Below are 18,170 nucleotides of genomic sequence, written 5' to 3' on the forward strand. Positions count from 1 at the left end.
AGCAGGTGGTCGGCCACCCACAGTCACGATCTCCACGGAACGAGCATTCACATGATCCTCTGAACCCGTCACCGTCGGCGCGATCGAGCGGCCGCACCGCCCTTGCGATGGTGCCGATGATCGTCCGCGAGTACCGAGGCATGGGCTACTCGGAAAGCAGTCGAGCGGCTACGACAAGGCCACGATGGCGTGCGACATCCGCGAGTTGGTCCGCCATCTCGGCCACGACCGGGTCAACCTCGCAAGTCGAGCTGTCGCGGATCGCGAACTCTCCCGTACTGATACGAAGCCGATGGAAGGAGTGGGGGTGGGTGCGATGGGACTGGCGGACAGGCTGGCGGCGGCACGAGCCGGTGCGCTGGTAGGCCGAGAGCCGGAGCGCGCGGTGCTCGACCGGATGCTGTCGGGTGCGGCCGACGCTCCGATCGTGGCGTACCTTCATGGCCCTGGCGGGATCGGCAAGTCCTCCCTGTTGCGCTACGCCGCCCGGCAGACCGAACTCGTCGGCCGCCGCGTGGTGCATATTGACGCACGGTTCCTCGACGCGGATCCGCGTCGGATGGAGGAGGCAGCCGCCCTGGCGTGCGTCGAGCCCGGTGCGGTGCTCCTCATCGACTCCTTCGAGCACTGCCAGCAGCTCGAGCCGTGGCTGCGCGACACCTTCCTGCTCCGGCTCGCCGACGGTGCGCTCGTCGTGCTGGCGAGCAGGGTCGCCCCCGATGCCGAGTGGACGCTGGATCCTGGCTGGGCCCGGCTCTTCGCCGAACTGGTCGTGCGACCGCTCGACGCCGCCCAGTCCGACGCCCTGCTCGCGGCACGTGGTGTCACCGAGGAACAGCGCAGCGCTCTCGTCGCCTTCGCCGGGGGCAGCCCACTTGCCCTCTCCCTCGCCGCCTCCGCGCCCGCCGCGGCGCCGGGCGCACCGTGGGAGCCCACCGGCGACGTGCTGACGACCCTGGTCGAGCGGCTCGTGGGCGACCTGCCGAGCACCGCTCACCGGCGCGCCCTCGAGGTCGTCGCGCAGGCCTACGTCACGCGCGAGTCGCTGCTGCGCGCGGTGCTGGGTGATGAGGACACCGCGACGGTGTTCTCGTGGCTGCGTCAGCTGCCCTACGTGGAGGCCACCCCTGAAGGGCTGCATCCGCACGATGCGGTGCGGGCCACGCTCGCGGCCGACCTGCGCTGGCGGGATCCGGAACGCTACGAGGACGTACGCGTCCGCGTCTCGGTTGCGTGTCTGCAGGCCGTGCGCTGCGCCTCCGAGGAGGACGCGCTGGTGCGCGTCGCGGAGTGGATGTTCCTCTTCCGCGACCAGGGCGGCCTGAACGACCTGTATGGCTGGCAGGCGCACCCCCACATCGTGGACACCCCGTTGCGGCCCGACGACGTGCCCGACGTCCTGCGTATGGCGGAGGAGGCGGAGGGCCTCGCATCCGCGACCGCAGTCGCGCACTGGGTGCGCCGCCAGCCGCAGGGCTTCCGCGTCTACCGGTACGCGGGCTCCTCCGCGCCCGTCGCGTTCATGGCCATCCTGCGGCTGGAGATACCGCTGCCCGAGGACCGGACCCAGGACCCGGTGATCGCGGCGCTCTGGGACTACGTGGAGGCCGCCGCTCCCTTGGGACAGGGCGAGCACCTGGGCATCCGCCGCTTCGCCGTGCAGCCCGGCTGGCATCAGCGGCCCTCGCCCCTCATGGACCTCATCAGTCGACGCACCATCGCGGCCGAGATGAGGACCCGCGGCCGCGCTGCGACCTTCACCGTCTTCGAGGACGCCGAGCGGTGGCGGCGCTACCTCGCCAACGCCGGGCTGCAGGAGGTCGTGGCGGTGGACGCCGACGGGCGGACGCAGCACGTCTTCGGCAGGGACTGGCGGCGGCAACCGGTGGAGCAGTGGGTAGAGCACCGGGCTCGCGTCGTGGTCGCACCCGTAGCCGGGTGGACGGCAGCCGCGGCCGCCGGTGGCTCAGATGACGAGAGCGGCGACGACCTGTCGCGTGCCGTGTTTGAGGAGGGCGTGGTCGAGGCGCTGCGCACGTGGCACGCTCCCCGGGAGTTCGCGACCAGCGTCCTGCTGCACTCCCGCCTCGTGCCGCAGGGGTCAGCCGACCCCGTGGCCGTCCTGCGCGCCGCCATCACGGTCGCCCTCGACGCGCTGCAGGTCGATCCCGCGGGCGTGAAAGCACACGAAGCGCTCACCGCCACATACATCGAGGCTTCCCGCACCCACAAGGCAGCCGCCCGACGACTGGGGGTGCCCTACGGCACGTACCGGCGCCACCTCGCCCTGGCCAAGGAGCGGCTCATCGAGCAGTTGCGTCAGGCGGCCACGATGCCTGTGCTGTCCGCGCCGCGCTTGTCACTGGAAGGGTGAGGCCACGAGGGCGTCGCAGGCTCCAGTCAGGTCAGCACCCGCGACACCCCCGCGGACTCGCCGCGGCCCTCCGCGTGGACTAAGCCGAGTCGTCACGCTCGGCCTTGGCGGCGGCGAGGCGCTGCCGAGCGAGGCGGCGTCGAGCGCATGTGGTCGCGCACCGGCGCGAGCAGGCCGGCGAGGGCCGTGACGTCGTCGCGCGAGAGCGGCTCGAAGAGCATGCTGCTGACGACCTCGATGTGACCGGGCAGCACCTTGGCGAGCAGCGCGCGTCCGGCATCGGTGATGGTGACGGTGATGCTCCGCTCGTCGTCCGAAGCGGGGGCGCGCACGACCAGGCCCGCCTTTTCGAGCAGGCCTGCCTGGTAGGTCAGACCGCTGCGGCTGTAGACGACGCCGTCGGCCAGGTCGGTCATCCGGTGACTGCCCGTCGGAGAGTCTCCGAGCCGGGCCAGCAGCTGGAACTGCACGTAGCTGAGATCGCCGGCCTCGCGCAGCTGCTGCTCGACCGCGTGCCGGAGCAGGCTGGTCACCTCGATGAGATCGAAGTAGGCACCGAGCTGCACGGGATCGAGCGACGGCGGCAAATCAGGCATGGCGCGAGTCTACTGCTTCGAATTCGAAGCGGGCCGTGACTGCGAGGACATCACGGCCCGATGTATGACCTCGTGAGCGCGCGTGGGCAGGGTTGGGCCCGACTGAGCATCACAGAACGTGGAGATCGGGCAGCGGCGCGGGGCAGGGTCGCGGGCAGGAGGACGGCGCCGCTGTCCGCGGATCCCCGAGGACGGCCATGACTATCCCCTACCTCGCCCAGCGGGAGGATCAGCAACAGCTCGAATGGATCGGCGGGAGCGTCTTCAGCGTCCTGCTCGACGCCGAGGCGACCGGTGGGCAGCTGACCATCGGACGCTTCGACGCCAGCTTGGGCGAGGCGCCGCCGTTCCACGTGCACAACAAGGAGGACGAGGTCTTCCTGCTCCTGGCCGGCTCGGCGCTGGTGTGGGTCGATGACGAGCAGCACGAGTTGCGGGAGGGTGGCATCGTCTTCCTGCCCCGCCGCATCCCGCACGGCTACCGCATCACCTCGGACAAGGCCGACCTGCTGCTCATCGCGACCCCAGGCGGGCTGGAGAAGATGTTCCGCCACGCGGGCCGCGACCTGCGTGAGCCACGCCCGGAGGGCTTCGAGATCACGCCGCAGCTGCTCGCCGAAGCCGCCGAACTCACCGGCAACGTCGTCCTCGGTCCTCCCCGGTGACGGTACCGCAGCCTGGCCGACGGGGGAGAACAGCCGTGAACGCGGTGCTGGGATGAGCCCGTCCGCGTGGAGCCCGGTTTCGCTGGCCGTCCTCTGCGCCGGTGTCGGTTACGGGCGCCCGACCCGCCTGCTCGCGGACCGGATCGCGGAGTCGGTCTACAGGGCGCTCACGGCCAGTGGAGCGAGAGTCGAGGTGGAGGTGCTGGAACTGGGCCGGCTGGCGGCCGACCTCGCGCAGCGCTCCACCCGGGGCCACGCCAGCCTCGACCTGCGAGAGGCGATCGCGGCGGTCGCGGCGGCCGACGGGCTCGTGGTGGCGACACCGGTGGTCGCCGCATCCCCGAGTGAGGTATTCGAATCGTTCTTCGCCGTCCTCGACGACGACGTCCTGTCCGGCGTACCCGTGCTGCTCGCGGTCACCAGCGGCTCGCGCTGGCAGCCACCTGACATCGAGCAGGTGATGCGGGGGCGCCTCACCTGCCTGCACGCCGAACCCGTGCCCACTCTCGTCGTCGCCGGCCCTGCGGACTGGGAGGAATCGCCTTCCGGCGACACGACGCGGCTGCGCGAACACATTGACCAAGCCGCCGCCGAGCTCGCCGCGGCGATGAGCTCTGACCAGTGGTGACCGACCCCACTTGCTTCGAATTCAAAGCAGAAGTAGGCTGATCTCAGTTGCTTCAAATTCGAAGCAAACAACGTGAAGCGAAGGCGAGAACTCTGATGAAGACAGTGCGTTTCCACGAGTACGGCGACCCCGACGTCCTGCGCTACGAAGACGTGGAGCAGCCCGTCCCCGGAGCCGGTGAAGTCCGGATCCGCGTCGCCGCGACGTCGTTCAACTCCGTCGACGGCAACATCCGCGGGGGCTTCATGCGCGGCCCCATCCCGGTCGTGCTGCCCCACACTCCCGGCATCGATGTCGCCGGCACGGTCGACGCGCTGGGCGAGGGCGTGGCCGGCATCGCGGTCGGTGACGAGGTCATCGGCTTCCTGCCGATGGACGGCAACGGCGCCGCCGCGGAGTACGTCCTTGCGCCGGCCGAGGTCCTGACGCCGGCGCCCAAGAGTGTCCCGCTGCCCGACGCCGCCGCGCTGCCGTTGGTGGGCCTCACCGCGTGGCAGGCGCTGTTCGACCACGGCAAGCTGACGGCCGGGCAACGCGTGCTGATCAACGGCGCGGGTGGAGCGGTCGGCGGCTACGCCGTGCAGCTGGCCAAGGGGGCCGGTGCCCACGTGATCGCCACGGCCAGCCCGCGCAGCAGCGAGACGGTCGAGTCGGCCGGCGCCGACGAGGTCATCGACCACACCACCACCGGGGTGACCGCGGCGGTGACCGAGCCGGTCGACGTCGTGCTCAACCTCGCGCCGATCGACCCGGCCGAGCTCGCCGCGCTGGCCGGCCTGGCCCGTCCAGGCGGTGTCGTGGTGAACACGACGGTGTGGATGCCCGCGCCCACCGACGAGGAGCGCGGCGTGCGCGGCATCGACGTCTTCGTCCGCAGCGACACCGAACAGCTGTCGCGGCTGGTGGCGCTGATCGACCACGGCGAGCTGCGCGTCAACGTCGCCCATCGGGTCCCGCTGGCCGAGCTGCCAGCAATCCACGCCCAGGCCGCTGCGGGCACGCTGCACGGCAAGGTCATCGTCGTCCCGGCCGCCTCCTGAGGCTCACTCCCGCAGCACCGAAAGGCACCACCATGGCACTGAGCTTGGATCCCGAGATCGCCGCGGCGCTGGCCCCGATGGCCGGCGCGATGGCGGACGCCCCACCGCCGGCGGTGGGAGACGTCGCGGCACGCCGCGCCATGTGGGAGCCGATCATCGGCGCCGCGGGAACGGCACAGCCGATCCCGGCCGACGTCACGACGAGCGAGCACTACGCGACCGCCGACGACGGTGCGCAGATCACGATGCGCTGGTATGTCAAGGACGGCGCGACGCCGGGCCCGGCCGTGCTGTTCTTCCACGGCGGCGGGTACATCTTCGGCCACATCGACCTGTTCGACGGACCGGTCACCCGTTACGTCTCCGCCAGCGGTGTGTCGATGCTGTCGGTCGAGTACCGGCGCGCGCCCGAGCACCCTTTCCCCACACCGCTCGAAGACGCCTACGCCGCTCTGCGCTGGCTGCACGAGCATGCCGCCGAGCTGGGCGTCGACCCCGACCGGGTCGGTGTGATGGGCGACAGCGCCGGGGGCGGCATGGCCGCGGCCGTGTCGATCCTCGCCCGTGAGCGCGGCGGCCCGAAGATCGCCCGCCAGATCCTGCTCATGCCGATGCTCGACGACCGCACCACCACACCCGACCCGCACATCGCGCCCTATGCGCTGTGGTCCTACGACGACAGCCTCACCGCGTGGCCGGCACTACTCGGTGAGGCCGCCGGCGGACCCGACGTCCCCGCCACCGCGGCCCCGGCCCGGCTCGAGGACGCGACCGGCCTCCCGCCGGCCTACATCGAGGTCGGCCAGCTCGACGTCTTCCGCGACGAGGACATCGCCTACGCGGCCAAGCTCAGCCGCGCCGGCGTACCGGTGGAGTTCCACCTCCACCCCGGCGCCCCCCACGAGTTCGACTCCATCGCCTTCAACTCCGACGTCGCCCGCCGCGCCATCAGCGACCGCATCCGAGTGCTCAAATCGATCTGACCTCACCATCACCGAAGACACTCGCCCGCCCTCGCGAAACTGGAGCATCCCCGTGTCCGTCACCACCGTCACCGCTACCGGCACTGCCGCCGTCGACAGCCTGGAGGTGGCCTTCGACGTCATGACGCCGATCGACCTGTCACTGGTCTTCACCGGCTGGGGACCGCTGCCCGCAATTACGCACGTCGAGGAGCAGTCCGGTCCGTGGGACCACGTGGGCGTGCACCGCAGGCCGCAGTTCGCCGACGGCGGGTCCGCGATGGAGAGGATGACGCATTACCTGCGGCCCGGTTACTTCGCCTACGAGGTCACCGGCTTCACCAACGCCCTGCGGTTCGTCGTGGAACGCGCCCGGGGCGAATGGACCTTCACCCCCGACCTGGACGGCGGCGTGGCCGTGCGCTGGTCCTACCACTTCACCGCGAAGCCGGGCCGGAGTCTGCCGGTGCGGCTACTCATCGGTCCAATGTGGAAGCGCTACATGCGCCAGGGGTTGGCCGCGTCGATCCGCGAGGCCGAGCGGGCGGCCCCTCCGCGAGCATCCTCAGTGGACTGAGTTGGGCGGTTCCCATTCAGCTGCGGTCAGGATCTGGCGACCGCGGCCGCCAGGGTGCCGGCCGTCGCGGGGATCAGGCGCCCGCTCGACCAGACCAGGCTTCTCCAGCCGCCGCACCATCCCTGGTGATGGTCGCGAATTGGAGTCCAGCACCTCGAACAGTTCCGTCTGGCACGCCGGGCTCGAATCCCGCAGGTGCATGAGGCCCAGTTCCTGGCCGCGGTGCAGGCCCAGGTCGCGCAGGAGCTGATCCGCCAACATCCGAAATTCTCCAAAACCTACCCGTTCAACCAGGCAAGTCGCCGCAGGGCTGCGGCGACCCCGCAGAGGGAGTTCTCGTGAGCGACAAGAAGATCATCGCGGTACTGGGCTCGACGGGTGCACAGGGCGGAGGCCTGGTCAGGGCCATTCTCGACGCCGGTCCCGACGGTCCGTTCACCGCGCGTGCCGTCACCAGGGACGCCGGCTCGGCGAAGGCCCGCGCGCTGGCCGAACTCGGCGCCGAGGTCGTGGAGGCGAGCCTGGATGACGAGGACTCGCTGCGGGCGGCGTTCGAGGGCGCTCACGGCGTCTACGTGGTGACCAACTTCTGGGAGTCCATGTCCGCGGATGTCGAACTGGCGCAGGCCGCGACGGCCGCACGTGCCGTGAAGGCGGCCAGTGTCGCCCACGTCGTCTGGTCGACCCTGGAGGACACGCGCATGGTCATCCCGGTGTCCGACCAGCGGGTCCCGGTGTTGCAGAATCGCTACACGGTTCCGCACTTCGACGCCAAGGCCGAGGCGGACGCGTTCTTCCGCGACTCGGGCGTCCCGACGACCTACCTGAGGACCACCTTCTACTGGGAGGGGTTCACCCAGGGCTCCGGGCCGCGGCGGGGCCAGGACGGACGGCTCGTGTTCACGCTGCCGCTGGGTGAGGCCAGGCTGGCGGGCATCGCGGCGGAAGACATCGGTCGCACCGCCTACGGCGTGTTCGCCGCGGGCGACGAGTACGTGGGCAAGACGGTGAGCATCGCGGGTGAGCACCTGACCGGCGAGCAGTACGCCGCCGCCTTCGCCGACGCGCTGGGCGAACCGGTCGACTACCGCCCACTCACGCCCGACCAGCTCCGCTCGCTCGGGCTGCCTGCAGGTGACGAGCTCGGCAACATGTTCCAGTTCTACGTCGAAGGCGAACACGACTTCGTGGGCGCACGCGACCTGGACCTGGTCCGCACCCTCAACCCTCGCCTGCAGACCTTCCGCACCTGGCTGGCCGAACACGTGGAAGCGGTCAAGCCCGCATGACCACGATCGACAGCCCAACCATGACAGACCCGCCTCGCCGGACGGACAGCATTGATCACCGGTGGATCGCACATGGAGCCCGCGCGAACTCCCGGCAACCAAGATCGATTCGCGATTCCAATGGGAACGTCCACCCCGGAAGATGCGTGGATTCACGGATCCACTCTTTTAGTTGCGGTGCCATTTCTGGTTGGCAGCGCCTGTGCAATCCCACAGGACGAGTACAGCGCCGTTGTTCGGTTCCCAGCCGGAGATGTCGACGCACTTGTTCGAGTGGAGGTTCACCAGATCGCCCGTGGCGCTCAGCGCGAATCGCTGAGCGACCGTGCTGTTGCACGACCACAGTTGGATCACCGCGCCGTTCACGGTCGAACCCCCCTTGACGTCGAGGCACTTGTTGTTCTGCGTGCGCAGTTCGCTGCCGGTGAACTCCCACTTCTGATTTGCGCCACCATTGCAGTCCCACATGACCGTGCGCTGGCCGTCGGTGAAGGTCCCGCCGGACACGTCGACACACTTGCCGTTCCAGTTGCTGACGATCGTGCTTCCGGATGGCTTGGACGCCGGGGTTACCGCTTGCATGATCACCGAGCCGATGGCTTCGACGGCGCGCGTGTCATCGCGCGGTGTCTGCGCGTCCCACCGGTTCCAGGTCAGCAGCAGATCGGTTCGCCGCGCGTTCCACGCCGCGTCGGCGTTGCGCTTCATGAAGTCGTAGTACTGGTCCCACAGGTTGTTCTCCCGAACGAACTCGCCCATACCGCGGGAGAACTCCGACTGCCACGTGCCCTCGCGTGTTCCGTTGGTCATGATGCCGTTGACGGTGCGTTCTCGGATCACCCAGTCGGTTGTGCGCTTGGCGTCGTCGAAGATGGATCGCTGTCCGGTGTTGCGGTAGAGGGCTTGGGCCGCTCCGACGAAGGCGCCTGCCGAGTACACCGTCTGTCCACTGGAGACAGTGCCGTTGGCCTTGATGTGCTCGTGGACGCCGCCTGTGGACCGGTCGAGCAGGCGTCCCCACGTCCAGTCGTAGATCGCCCGCGCCCTGTCCAGGTAGGCGCGGTCGCCGGTCGACTCGAAGATCAGGACGCCCAGGATCACCGCCGGGCTGTTGCTCAGGGCGCTCTTCTCCTGCTTTTCAACACTCCACCACACGCCGCCGCCCAGTGCGCTGTCCCAGCCCCGGTCGTAGATCCTGGTGAATGCGTACTGCGCCTGTGACAGGTAGGTGCGGTTGCCGGTGATCTTGTAGCCGCGCGCGAACGCCAGGCCGGCCCACAGCAGGTCGTCGTTGTACTCGTTCCAGTTCCAGTCGTACAGGCCGCCGGAACCCTGGTTCTGCTGGAGGAAGGTGTCCAGCAGGCGCCCGATGAGATCGCGGGTTTCCGGACGCCTGGTGCTGTCGTACACGTCCTCGGCCGCCTGGATGTCGAGCGCCTGCCGCCAGAAGTAGTCCTTCTCCGTCTTGCCGAGGGACTCCTTGTAGTACCGCCGATTACCGTCGGAAACCAGGAACGCCCTGTTCAGCGCGTCGAAGGCGGCGTCGGTGTTCATCGTCAACGGCGTGACCACGGGTGCTGCCGGAGCTGGGGCGCCTTGCGCGATCGGTGCCGTAGTCAGCGCAACTAGTGTTGCTGTCAGCGCAGCGAGAAACGAACTTGGCTTACGCATGCTGTGCCTTCCTGTTTGTGCTGACACCCACATCAACGGAAGCGGAAGTAGAGAGAACGGCGGTAATTCCCGGCAGCGACGTTCGGCGCGCTCTCCGGTCCCAGCTGGCTGACGTCGTGGAACTTGTTGCCAATGGGAGGAACGCCGTCCAGGAATGACAGGTCACCGGTCGGGTAGGGGGCGGTGGCGTGTAGTGGATCGGCGCCGACAGCAGGGGTGAACAGCCGGAGGAAGAGTCCTTCCTGCGCTGACACCACGGTGACGGGGCCCTCGGAGGTCGTCAGCACAGCCCAGCAGAGATTGGCGTGGTAGCCCTTGAACTGCGGGTACTGCCAACCGTTCGCGCCGGTGGCCGTGTTGTTGTACGTCTTGCTCCAGACGTCGGGTGTAGCACCGCGCATCCGGTTCTTGTAGACGCCGTGCGGGCCGTCGCCGAGCCACGTCAGTTCCCGCACTTTCGTCTCGGGGTAGTCGAAGTTCACGCCGAGGAAGTCGTGGTCGCCGGTGCGGTGGTAGCTGTAGTCCAACCGCAACCAGCCATTCGCGTCCAAGCGCCACCGCACCGAGGTCAGATCACCGGTGTAGTCGGCCTGCACGACCCAACCGGTGCCGTCACGGAAGTGGTGGAGGCTGGTGAGTTCGGCTGTTCCGACAGCCAGGGCCGGACCGTTGGTCAGCGACACCGCCGTCCCGTCGCTGACCACGCCCACCAGTCGTCCGGTCGCCTTACTGACGGTGATCCGAGTAGTCCCAGCGGTCATCGTCACCGTGGCGGAGTTTTCGACTGCGGTGACATTTCCCGGCGTGGGAACGACCAGCCGAGCGGCGTGGTCCGCGGCCTTCTTGATCCGCCACGTCCACGCGCTCACCTCACGGCCATGTGGATCCCTGGCGGTCAAGCGCAGCGCGTCGGCGGCGGTCCACGTGGCGGGCAGGTCCAATGACAGGGACCCCTTCGCACCGGGTGCGATGTCAGGTCCGGTGAAAGCGCCCTTGGCCGTGACGGTGTGACCGCTGCCGGCGCCAGGGGAGACGAACTTCAGCAGCTGCCAGGTGAAGCCGCACCGGTTGACATTGGTGAAGTCATACCTGTTGACGACTTTGACGGTCTTGTCGAATCCCGTGGGGAATGTCGACGCGTAGTACCCGGGATTGGTCAGTTGGATCGGTGACCAGATGTCCTTGATGGTGTGGAAGCTCGCCTCCTTCTCGCGGAAAGGGCCGAGGATGCCGTCCGGCGCCCGGTTCCCCGTGGTGTCGATGGCTCCGCCGCGGTCGTCGCGCACGACGCCCTCGTCGACGAGGGCCCAGATGAAACCGCCCGCGGACCGTTGCGCGCCGCCCATGACCTTCCAGTAGTCGTTCAGGCCCGCACCCGCACCGCCGTCGTAGAGACCGTGCAGGAACTCGGTGGGCATGAAGACGGCGCTGCCCGCCGCTTTCGCGACTGTGCTGGAGTAGCTCTGGTAGTGGCTCGTGTCGACGCCGTTGAAGGTCGTCCACGGGTGCAGCACCTTGCGCTTCTGCGGGTCGTAGAGCGCGAAGTCGTCGTCCAGTGCGGTGTTCCAGCCGCCCTCGTTGCCGTTGTCCCAGAACAGGATGGACGGGTGGTTCACATCGCGCGTCACCGTCGCGGCCACCAGTGGCGCGCCGACACCTTCGTCATAGCGCTTCTGCCACCCCGCCAGTTCGTCCAGGACGTAGAGCCCCAACTCGTCGCACAGGTCGAGGAAGAAGCTGTCCGGCGGGTAGTGCGACATCCGGACGGCGTTCATGTTCATGTCCTTCATCAACCCGATGTCCTGCCGGGCGAGTCGAGGGCTCGACGCGCGGCCCAAGGTGGGCCAGAACGTGTGCCGGTTGGCGCCCTTGAGCACGATCCGCCTGCCGTTGACGTAGATGCCGTCGCCCGCGCGGACTTCGACCGTGCGGAAACCGAACCGCACCACGGTGGCGTGCAATGGCGAACCACTGTCATCGGTGAGCGTCACGTCCACTTGGTGCAGGTTCGGCGTCTCGGCCGTCCACAGCAGGGGCTGGTCGGTGGTCGTGGTGATGGTCGCCTTGGTCGCGTTCGCCGGCACCGCCGCCGAGAACAGGCTGCCCACAGCGGAGCCGTCCAAGCGCCTGATCTGTCCCACGACTCGCCTGGCCGAGGTGACGCCCACGAGCACCACCTCGGCGGTGAACGTCCCGTCGGCCCGTGCGTCGACGGCGACGTGGTCGATATGCTCGGCCGGATGGGCCTCCAGCGTCACAGGACGGAAGATCCCGCCGAAGTTCCAGTAGTCACCTCGACGTTCGGCATTGTTGACGGAGTTGTCCGAGGACTCCTTGCTGACCGTCACCTCGAGCAGATTGGGTTGACCGAGCTGTACCAGGGCCGTGACGTCGTAGTGGAACCGGTAGAAGCCGCCTTGGTGCGTCGGTCCCGCGGATTTCCCGTTGACGCGTACGTCGGTGTCGGTCATGGCCGCCTCGAAGACCAGGATGATCCGCCTGCCCGCCCACGAGGCGGGTGGGGTGAAGGTGTGCCGGTAGTCGCCCTTCTCGTCGGGCACCAGTGCTGATCCGTAGTTGTAGCTGCCGAAGCCGTGGAACTCCCAGTTCGACGGAGTCGGGATGGTGCTCCAGACCCCGCTCCGACGACCGGTGGCGACCCGGAACTCCCAGTCGACCGTGTGGTCCGCGTCGGTCCCGGTGAGGAACATCCGCTCCGTCACAGGCGTGCCGGACGCCGCGATGGCGGGGCTCGCGAGCGGGATGCTGATCGCGGAAAGGCCGGCCGCGCTCATACCCGCCGCCAGCAGACTGCGCCGTTTGATCTCCACGTCGAGACCTTCCGTAGTTCGTTCGGTCGGGGTGGTCAGCCGAGAGCGACGTGCAGTATTTTCTCGTTGCTGTTGTTGGGAGTGCTGTCCTTGTCGCCGACGTTCGAGGTCGTCAACCACAGTCCTCCGTCGAGGGCGGGTTCCACCGTGCGCAGCCGGCCGTAGGTGCCGTTGAAGTAGACCTCCGCGGTGGGCAGGCTGTCCCCGCTGATCACCTGGCGGTACAACCGGGTTCCGCGTTGACAGGCCACGTACAGCACGTCGCGGACGATGGCGATGCCTGAGCACGAGCCGTCTGCCGTGGGGTAGGTGCGCTTCGGCGCGAGGAAACCTGTGGTACCGCAGGAACCCGTGCCGTTCGCGGTGCCCTCGCACGCGGGCCAGCCGTAGTTGCCGCCCTTGGTGATGAGGTTCGTCTCGTCCATGCGTCCGTCGCCGAACTCCTGCTGCCACAGTCGTCCGTGGGAGTCGAACGCCAGTCCCTGTGGGTTGCGGTGGCCGTAGCTCCAGACGTAGTTGCCGAACGGGTTGTCCGACGGCACGCTGCCGTCCGGGTTCAGCCGGAGGACCTTGCCGTTGAGGCTGGTCTTGTTCTGCGCATTGTCGCCGTTCTGGGCGTCACCGGTGCTCGCGTAGAGCTTGCCGTCTGGTCCGAAGCGCAAGCGACCACCGTCGTGGTACTTGTTGCGCAGGATGCCGCTGAGCAGGATCTGTTGGGTGGCGGTGTCGAGTCGGTCGTTCTCCAGCTTGATCCGTACGATCCGGTTGTCGTTGGCCGACGTGTGCATGATGTAGAGCCAGTGGTCACTGGCGAACGTGCTGGCGATCGCGAGGCCCATGAGACCGCCCTCGCCGTCGGTGCCGGACACGTTGGGCACGGTGCCCACGACCGTCTTCGTCCCGGTGGTGGGATTGAGGTGGACGATGTCGTCTGCGTCGCGGCGGCTGTAGAGGATGGAGCCGTCGGGCAACGTGACCAGTCCCCACGGGAGGTCGGTGTCGGTGCCGACCTGCGTCACGGCGCACACCGGGTTGGCGCAGCTCGCGCCAGTGGTCACGGTCGCAGTGCCGCTGCGCGCGGATACGTTGACCTGTGCGTCGCGAGCTACCACGAAGTACCGGTACGCCGTATTGGCGGCCAGTCCGCTGTCGATGAACGACGTGGCAGGAGGAACGGAGGGGGTGCCGGTCACCGTGCCGACCTTGGTGTCGTTGCGGTAGATGTCGTAGGCCCGGACGCCGACGTTGTCGGTCGCCGCGGTCCACGACAACGTCACCGTGGTGCCGGACGCGGAGCCCACGAGCCGTGTCGGTGCGGTCGGCGGCTGGGTGTCGGCCTGGCAGTGCGGCGGTGTGATCGGCACCGTGGTGCTGGCCTGAGAGACGTTGCCGGCCGCGTCACGCGCGTTGACGAACAAACCCCAGGCCGCCCCGGCGACCACGGGGAAGCTGGTGGACAGCGTGGTGCCGCTCACCGTCTTCACCAGTTGGCCGTCGTGGTAAACGTCGTAGAACGCGACGCCGACGTTGTCCGTTGAGGCGTTCCACGCGAACGTCACCGAGTCGCACACCAGGTCGCTCACCCTGGGGCTGCCCGGCACCGTCGGAGGCTGGGTGTCGACGTTACCGGCTGAGGTCCGCCACTTCTGGTTGTCCTGCCCGTTGCAGGTCCACATTCCCACCGGAGAGCTGTTGGCGGTGTTCTGCCCTGTCACGTCCAGGCAGAGCCCTGACTGCACGCCGACGATGGAACCGTCGGACTTGAGGGTCCAGCGCTGGTTGGCACCGCCGGTGCAGGTGTAGATCTGTACCCCGGCCGGTGCCGTGGTGTCCTGACCGACCACGTCCAGGCACAGGGCGTCGTCGTACACCCTGAGTTCCCCGGTCGAGGTGAAGGTCCACGCCTGGTTGCCTTGTCCGTTGCAGTCGTAGATGTTGACGGCGGTCTTCGGCTCCCTGACGTTGCCGACCACGTCGAGACAGCGGGCGGAGGCCACACCGACCAAGGTCGTGCCCGCAGCCGCCGAAGCCGGCACCGCACTGGTCACGGACAGGACTGCCAAGACAGCCATGACGGCGGCCGGTACAAGGCGGCGCAACCGCAAGCGGTAACCCGATACGAGCATCCACTACTCCTTGGACTGGGACTGTCGATGACCATCCGTCGCACCGAGACTCATCCGGGCGTGCTCAAGCCCGGCCGCGGGTGACCATGAAGAGCAGAAGGTGGTGGGTGGCCGACGAAGCCGTGGTTGCCGAAGAACCGAGCCAGCGTCCACTTGACCGTTCGATCCAGAATCCTGTGCCACACGGGAATTTGACCGCATGCCAACCCTGCAGGCGCGGTGTTCGATCAGCCTGCGCTTTGTGACGACTCACCGCATGTCACCCGGGCCGCGCGGATGATGCGCATGTCTGGTCTTCGGGCTGGACGGTCTGTACTCGTCATGAGCAACCTGGTGGGCGCACCCGACGTCATGTTGTTTCGTCGCATGGTTTTCCTTCGGCGTTGTACAGGGAAGCACGACAGGAAAAGGAATTCGGCACCGCGGGTGTGGTGCAGCTCCGCAACCAGAGCGTGGCTACGGCACTGGGATGACAGAACCGGTGGAAGCGTTCTCACTCATTGGTCCCGATCGTGCTTCGCGCGAGTGCCCGGTGTCCATGTCCTGCGGTGCTCACCGGTGCTCACCGGTGCTCAACCCTGCCCACCAGCGCTCCGGGATGGCGTACGTTCGGTCCTGACGCGGGAAGTCGGATCGAGCACCAAATTCCGCCAGACCTTGGCCGAGACCGAAGGTGTTGACTTGATGGATGCTCACGCCACGTCCAAGCCCGCATCGGTGCACCGGTCAGTCGCCGACCTCGGCGGACCGCGACCGCTGCCAGTCCTCGGTAACCTTCCGGCCTTTGTACGGGGTGGCACGCCGCACCGAACGCTGGCCGGGTGGCGCGAGCGTTACGGTTCGACGTACCGGATGCGCTTTCCGGGCCGCGACGTCGTTGTCACGTCCGCGCCCGACATCATGGACACGGTACTGCGGCAACGGCCGACCACCTTCCGGCGGGCGAGCTTCGTGTCCGATCTGATCGACGAGTTGGGCGCCCACGGGTTGTTCAACGCCGAGGGGCAGGACTGGCAGCGCCTGCGCCGGGTTGCGATGCACGGCCTGAACGCGAAGTACCTAGGAGAATCGTTCGCCACGATCACTCGGTCAGCCGAACGGCTGCGGAACCGGTGGAATGCGTCTGCGGGGTCCAGGATCGATGTTGTGGACGACATGCTCCGCTACACGCTGGAGGTGTCGGTCGGGCTCACCATGAACTACGACCTCGGCGCCACAAGTGGAGCTGGGGAGGACGGTCTGCACCGGCAACTGTCGCAGCTGTTCGAGGCATTGGGCCGCAGGCTGAGCAGTCCGGTGCCGTATTGGAGGTATGTCCGGCTGCCAGCCGATCGGCGCGCGGACGCAGCCGTCGCCGGGGCGCGGACTCTCATCTTGGATCGGTACGCGGAGGCGAAAAGGCGCATGGTCAGGGGAGATGCGCCGACCGACTTCTTGAGCGCTTTGGCCAAAGCCGAGGTGGACGGCGACGAGCTGGTCAACGACGACGACGTGGTCGGCAATGTGCTGACCATGATCGTCGCCGGGGAGGACACCACCGCTGCCGCCGCATCGTGGGTCATGCACTTCCTCGCTGCGCATCCCGACGTGCAACGCCAGGTTCGCGCAGAGGCTGACGAAGTCCTCGGTCCCGGCGGGTCGATTACCGAGCCGCCGGTGCTGTCGCGGCTGCGCTACGCCGAGGCGGTGGTCAACGAAGCGATCCGGCTGCGCCCGCCGACCCCGTACATCGTCCTGGAACCCGTGGTCGACACCACAGTCACCGACGGGCTCGACCGGCTCCACATCGGTGCCGGCACGCCGATCTTTCTGCTCCTGTCCCACGGCTCCGACGACGACACGCGCCAATTTCCCGACCCGCAGTCGTTTCGCCCCCAGCGGTGGCTGACCGACGGGACCGCGCGAGCGACATCCCAACCGTACCTGCCGTTTGGCGGCGGACCACGGTTCTGCCCTGGCCGCAACCTGGCACTCATGGAGGCCACGCTGATCGCAGCGATGACCTGTCAGGCCTTCACCATCGGACCCGACACGTCGGCTGGACCTGTTGGGGAACGGGTGACATTCGCGGTCTTCCCCACAAATCTTGGGGTGCGGCTGCAACCGAATCTTCCGTGACCGGACGTCTGCAAGGCAGCGGCTCGCAGGTGATCAGCCCGATCTCCACACCGGGATGCTCACGCAACCACCCGGCGAGAGCGTCGGACTTGCGGTCTGGCAACACATCGACGCGCTGATAGGAGTCAGCGTCGATCACCACGCTGACATAACGGTGTCGGCGGCGCAATGCGAAATCATCGACGGGCGCACGCTCGTCGACAGCATGAACCGGTGGGCATCTTCCTTGAGCGACCAGGGGCATCCGGCCCCGTATTAGATGTCGATGCCGTACAACGATGCCGCGTTGGCCGAGGAGAATTTCTCGCGGGCCGTATCGGAGGAAAAGTGCCCCAGGAAGGATTTGATGTCCTCGTTGGCCGGGTGTTGGAAGGGGTAATCGGTGGAGAAGATCAACCGGTCGATCGTGGTCACTGACAGGGCGTGGTGCAGCAGCGCCGGGTTGAGCATGCCGGAGGTGGTGATGAAGAAGTTCGACCGGATGTAATCCGATATCGGTCGTGGCAAGCCGGCGACGCGAGAAAGACTGTTGGCCCGGTCCGACCAGAACAGCAGCATCTCTCCCCAGTGGCCGAGCACGATCTGGAGGTCGGGATGCCGGTCGAAGGTGCCCCGTAGGATCAGCCGCAGTGCCGTGGTCCCGGCGTCCAGGTGCCATCCCCAGCCGAAGGTGGCCAGGGCGAGATCGGTCATGGGATCGAAGCCGCGGTAGGACGCGTCACGAACGGCCGGCGATGGCAGTTGAGGATGGATGAACACGGGCTGGCCCAGTGCCACCGCAGCGGAGAAGAAGTCGTCATAGGCGAGGTCGTCGAGGAACAGGTCTCCTGATCGGCCGTAGACCATGGTGCCCACGTGCCCCATGTCCGCGGCTCGTTCAAGCTCGCCCGCAACGTCCTTTGGCGACGACATGGGCAGCGTGGACAACGAACGGAATCGGGCCGGATTCCGGGCGACGGCCGCCGCGGCCACGTCGTTCGCGGCGCGGCTCAGCGCCAAGGCCTTCTTGGGCGGCAGCGGCTGGGCTCCCGGCGGCGTCAGGGCGAGTACCGACACGTCGATGCCCTGAGCGTCCATGGCCGCGATGCGGCCGGCCCCCAGGTCCTCCAAACGTTCCAGATTGTCGCCTACCTCGTTGAAGATGAGGCTTTCGTCGCGGTGCGGCATAGCGCGAAGGGCGGACGTCAAGTCCGGCATGATCCAGTGTTCTTCGACAGCGATGAGAGGCATTGTCCTTATTCTTGCTATTTCCTGCGGGCTGGCCGCACCAGGCGAGACGAGACGACGAGTAAC

14 protein-coding genes and 1 pseudogene are annotated in these 18,170 nt (G+C 67.7%); 8 read left to right on the plus strand and 7 right to left on the minus strand.

Translation table 11 applies throughout. From position 1 onward, the window contains the following. The first annotated feature begins 316 nt into the window (after nucleotides 1–316). Complete coding sequence (locus B9C43_RS46940; protein ID WP_084433866.1) at nucleotides 317–2,374, plus strand: ATP-binding protein; 2,058 nt, start codon at nucleotides 317–319, stop codon at nucleotides 2,372–2,374. A gap of 92 nt (nucleotides 2,375–2,466) precedes the next feature. Here the strand turns inward: B9C43_RS46940 and B9C43_RS46945 are convergent, their stop codons facing one another. Further along, nucleotides 2,467–2,970, minus strand: a complete 504-nt coding sequence (locus tag B9C43_RS46945) for a MarR family winged helix-turn-helix transcriptional regulator (protein WP_084433788.1) — start codon at nucleotides 2,968–2,970, stop codon at nucleotides 2,467–2,469. A 197-nt stretch (nucleotides 2,971–3,167) separates the two neighbouring features. Here B9C43_RS46945 and B9C43_RS46950 point away from each other — a divergent pair, with 197 nt between their 5' ends. The 5 genes from B9C43_RS46950 (at nucleotide 3,168) to B9C43_RS46970 (ending at nucleotide 6,842) form a co-directional block, all read left to right on the plus strand. After that, a complete protein-coding gene (locus B9C43_RS46950; protein WP_033390087.1) occupies nucleotides 3,168–3,635 on the plus strand; it encodes a cupin domain-containing protein in 468 nt (155 codons plus the stop codon). A gap of 52 nt (nucleotides 3,636–3,687) precedes the next feature. Next, nucleotides 3,688–4,263, plus strand: a complete 576-nt coding sequence (locus B9C43_RS46955; protein WP_084433789.1) for an NAD(P)H-dependent oxidoreductase — start codon at nucleotides 3,688–3,690, stop codon at nucleotides 4,261–4,263. Nucleotides 4,264–4,358: 95 nt separating this feature from the next. Next, the gene (locus B9C43_RS46960) at nucleotides 4,359–5,303 is read left to right on the plus strand and encodes an NADP-dependent oxidoreductase (protein WP_084433790.1); all 945 of its coding nucleotides are present in this window, start codon (nucleotides 4,359–4,361) and stop codon (nucleotides 5,301–5,303) included. Nucleotides 5,304–5,335: 32 nt separating this feature from the next. After that, on the plus strand, nucleotides 5,336–6,286 hold the full coding sequence (locus B9C43_RS46965; RefSeq protein WP_084433791.1) for an alpha/beta hydrolase: 951 nt from the start codon (nucleotides 5,336–5,338) through the stop codon (nucleotides 6,284–6,286). 52 nt (nucleotides 6,287–6,338) lie between these two features. Further along, a complete protein-coding gene (locus B9C43_RS46970) occupies nucleotides 6,339–6,842 on the plus strand; it encodes an SRPBCC family protein (RefSeq protein WP_084433792.1) in 504 nt (167 codons plus the stop codon). On the opposite strand, the gene B9C43_RS46975 is transcribed toward B9C43_RS46970, so the two are convergent. Beyond that, complete coding sequence (locus B9C43_RS46975) at nucleotides 6,831–7,103, minus strand: MarR family transcriptional regulator (RefSeq protein ID WP_084433793.1); 273 nt, start codon at nucleotides 7,101–7,103, stop codon at nucleotides 6,831–6,833. The two genes, B9C43_RS46970 and B9C43_RS46975, sit on opposite strands and share 12 nt — an antisense overlap. A 77-nt stretch (nucleotides 7,104–7,180) precedes the next feature. Here B9C43_RS46975 and B9C43_RS46980 point away from each other — a divergent pair, with 77 nt between their 5' ends. Next, nucleotides 7,181–8,131, plus strand: a complete 951-nt coding sequence (locus tag B9C43_RS46980; RefSeq protein ID WP_033390094.1) for an NmrA/HSCARG family protein — start codon at nucleotides 7,181–7,183, stop codon at nucleotides 8,129–8,131. A 168-nt stretch (nucleotides 8,132–8,299) separates the two neighbouring features. Here the strand turns inward: B9C43_RS46980 and B9C43_RS46985 are convergent, their stop codons facing one another. Genes B9C43_RS46985 through B9C43_RS46995 form a run of 3 tightly spaced genes read right to left on the minus strand, consistent with a single transcriptional unit; the run spans nucleotide 8,300 to nucleotide 14,759 of the window. After that, nucleotides 8,300–9,802: an RICIN domain-containing protein gene (locus tag B9C43_RS46985; RefSeq protein WP_160097224.1), complete on the minus strand. Its 1,503-nt coding sequence runs from the start codon at nucleotides 9,800–9,802 to the stop codon at nucleotides 8,300–8,302. A 32-nt stretch (nucleotides 9,803–9,834) separates the two neighbouring features. Then, entirely contained in the window at nucleotides 9,835–12,633 is a 2,799-nt protein-coding gene (locus tag B9C43_RS46990; protein WP_084433795.1) for a glycoside hydrolase family 2 TIM barrel-domain containing protein, read from the minus strand. Nucleotides 12,634–12,668: 35 nt separating this feature from the next. Further along, nucleotides 12,669–14,759, minus strand: coding sequence for a PQQ-dependent sugar dehydrogenase (locus tag B9C43_RS46995; protein WP_084433796.1), 2,091 nt, complete (start codon nucleotides 14,757–14,759; stop codon nucleotides 12,669–12,671). Nucleotides 14,760–15,443: 684 nt separating this feature from the next. Between B9C43_RS46995 and B9C43_RS47000 the strand changes: the two genes are divergently transcribed. Then, on the plus strand, nucleotides 15,444–16,877 hold the full coding sequence (locus B9C43_RS47000; RefSeq protein ID WP_160097226.1) for a cytochrome P450: 1,434 nt from the start codon (nucleotides 15,444–15,446) through the stop codon (nucleotides 16,875–16,877). Nucleotides 16,878–16,917: 40 nt separating this feature from the next. Here B9C43_RS47000 and B9C43_RS60300 read toward each other — a convergent pair. Both B9C43_RS60300 and B9C43_RS47010 read right to left on the minus strand, forming a co-directional pair. Next, a pseudogene (locus B9C43_RS60300) lies at nucleotides 16,918–17,142 on the minus strand (transposase); the annotation flags it as partial. After that, a complete protein-coding gene (locus B9C43_RS47010) occupies nucleotides 17,133–18,107 on the minus strand; it encodes an amidohydrolase family protein (RefSeq protein WP_084433799.1) in 975 nt (324 codons plus the stop codon). The gene B9C43_RS47010 and the pseudogene B9C43_RS60300, both read right to left, overlap by 10 nt. Nucleotides 18,108–18,170 lie beyond the last annotated feature (63 nt).

It is taken from the genome of Kibdelosporangium aridum (genome assembly GCF_900176515.1).
In the GTDB taxonomy this organism is placed as follows: Bacteria; Actinomycetota; Actinomycetes; order Mycobacteriales; family Pseudonocardiaceae; genus Kibdelosporangium; species Kibdelosporangium aridum.